This window comes from Mesorhizobium sp. M0208 (assembly GCF_040322015.1).
In the GTDB taxonomy this organism is placed as follows: Bacteria; Pseudomonadota; Alphaproteobacteria; order Rhizobiales; family Rhizobiaceae; genus Mesorhizobium.
In genome coordinates, this window is record NZ_JAMYSP010000100.1 from 1 (window position 1) to 2,528 (window position 2,528).

Sequence of the window (2,528 nt, forward strand, 5' to 3'; positions counted from 1 at the left end):
ACCCGCTGCGCGGGAGGGGCGCCTGCGGTTGAGGTAGAGATCAAGAACCGGTCGTCGCGCTCGCGTTGAGCGTCGTTCGGCTCGAGCAGAGCATGGCGGGCTTCTTCAACAAGGAGCCTGACCATGCACCATCCTATTCTCGATGCCCGGATCAGCCCGCTGCGCCAGCGGCTGATCGACGACATGAACATGCGGCGTTTCTCACGCGAGACGCAGCGCAACTATCTCCGCGATATCGGACGCTTGGCGACATTCCTCGGGCGTTCACCAGACACAGCGACCGCCGACGACCTACGTCGGTTTCAGATCGAGCAGCAGGAAGACGGCGTTCCCGTGCCGACGATGAACAGCATCGTGTCGGCGCTGCGCTTCTTCTTCACCCAAACGCTCGACCGCCCGGACCTGGCGCGTCGGCTCGTCCGGCTGGCGCATCCGCGTAACCTGCCCGTGGTGCTCAGCCGCGACGAGGTGGCCCGGCTGCTCAACGCCACCACCTGCCTCAAGCACCAGGCCGCATTGTCAGTCGCCTATGGCGCGGGCCTGCGTGTCGCCGAGGTGTCGATGCTGAAGGTTGCCGACGTCGACAGCGAGCGCATGCTGCTGCGCGTCGAGCGTGGCAAGGGCGGGCGCTATCGCAACGCCATGCTCTCGGAGGACCTGCTCACGCTTCTGCGTGAGTGGTGGAAGGTCGGACGTCAGCAGGGCGTGATGCACCGCGACGGCTGGCTGTTCCCCGGACAGCACGCGATGAAGCCGATCAGCACGCGGCAGCTCTATCGCATCGTCGTCGAGGCGGCCCAGGCCGCCGACATCGCCAAGCGGGTCGGGCCGCACACGCTGCGCCACAGCTTCGCCACCCACCTGCTGGAGGACGGCACCGACATCCGCATCATCCAGGTCCTGCTCGGGCATGCCAAGCTCAACAACACCGCCCTTTACGCGAAGGTGGCGACCCGCACGGTGCGTGCCGTGACGAGCCCGCTCGACAAACTCGGGCTGTTCAAGCCGGGAGAGATCTCGCCTGACGGTTGAGCCGTGCGCGCCTCGATCGAGGTCGCCGGCATCTTCCGTGCTGCCGGACCCGCCTATCGGGCCGCCCATGCAGGTCATCTGAGCCTCGCCCAGCTCAAGGTCATGTCGGCGATCGAGCATTGCCGCACCGCAGCCCTTGGCGGTCACGTCGAAGCCTGCGAGGACTGCGGCCAATGGCGGATCGCCTACAACTCCTGCCGCAACCGGCACTGCCCGAAGTGCCAGGGCGCGGCCGCACGGACGTGGTTGGCCGAGCGTGAGGCCGACCTGCTGCCGGTCGGCTACTTCCATGTCGTGTTCACGCTGCCCGCCGAGGTCGCCGACATCGCGTTCCAGAACAAGGCGCTCGTCTACGACCTGCTGTTCAAGGCGGCAGCGGAGACGATGCTGACGATCGCTACGGATCCGAAGCATCTCGGCGCGCGCATCGGCATCACCGCCGTCTTACACACATGGGGATCGGCGATGACGCACCATCCGCATGTCCACATGATCGTGCCGGGCGGCGGCATCGCGCCGGACGGAAGCCGGTGGATATCGTCGCGCCCGGCCTTCCTGCTCCCGGTGAGGGTTCTCGGCAAGCTGTTCCGCCGCCTGTTTCTCACCCGGCTGGTCGCGCTGCACGAGGCGGGCCGGCTCAGCTTCTTCGGGTCGATCGCGCACCTGATCGAGCGGCGGGCATTCCTGCGCCATCTTGCTCCCATCCGGAAGAAGCGCTGGGTGGTCTATGCCAAAGCGCCGTTCGCCGGGCCTGAAGCGGTGCTCGCCTACCTGTCGCGCTACACGCACCGGGTCGCGATCTCGAACAGCCGCCTCATCCGCTTCGATGATGACGGGGTCACCTTCCGCTACAAGGACTACCGCCGCGACGGCGCCGACCGGCAGCAGCTCATGACGCTCGCGACCGACGAGTTCATCCGCCGCTTCCTGCTCCACGTGTTGCCAAAGGGATTCCACCGCATCCGGCATTGCGGCCTGCTTGCCGGCTCTGCTCGCAGGGCCAGCCTCGCGCTTGTTCGTGAACTCCTGAACGTCACCGCACCGTCCGACGATGACACCACGGACGAACCGGACAACTTCCGCCCGCCATGCCCCTGCTGTGGCGGCCGCATGATCGTGATCGAGGTGTTCGAACGACGGAGGCAGCCGCGCGGACCGCCAAACGGTTCCCCGTCGACCGGGAGCAGCACGCCATGACCCGGCATGGAATGGTTCAGCCTTCAGCTGCAGGCACTCAGCCTCCGGCAACGGATCGACGCACGCCTATGGTGATTATCGACGCCGACAGAGCCGCGCCCAGCCGTCCACCGTCCCGACAACACCGCGCGGAGGCGCAACGAAGCGGTCTGTCCGCATTCACCCCAGCGCTTCCCAGCGGCGGTCGCGCCATCGCCGACACCAGCCGCAAATCGAAATCCCCATAACCATCGCCTGTGGCCCGCGGGTTCCTTCCTCGGGGACTTTCGTACGCCTGCCGGCGCCCGAAACTCTTCACG

2 protein-coding genes are annotated in these 2,528 nt (G+C 66.7%); both read left to right on the forward strand.

Annotated features, from left to right (window positions below):
* Window positions 1-123 precede the first annotated feature (123 nt).
* Window positions 124-1,032, forward strand: a complete 909-nt coding sequence (locus NKJ17_RS33715; RefSeq protein WP_352692017.1) for a tyrosine-type recombinase/integrase — start codon at window positions 124-126, stop codon at window positions 1,030-1,032.
* Window positions 1,033-1,035: 3 nt separating this feature from the next.
* On the forward strand, window positions 1,036-2,229 hold the full coding sequence (locus NKJ17_RS33720; RefSeq protein WP_352692019.1) for an IS91 family transposase: 1,194 nt from the start codon (window positions 1,036-1,038) through the stop codon (window positions 2,227-2,229).
* Window positions 2,230-2,528 lie beyond the last annotated feature (299 nt).

Bases quoted from the DNA above. Each gene is read 5' to 3' on its own strand.
- NKJ17_RS33715 (WP_352692017.1), top strand. From the start codon at position 124: ATGCACCATCCTATTCTCGATGCCCGGATCAGCCCGCTGCGCCAGCGG.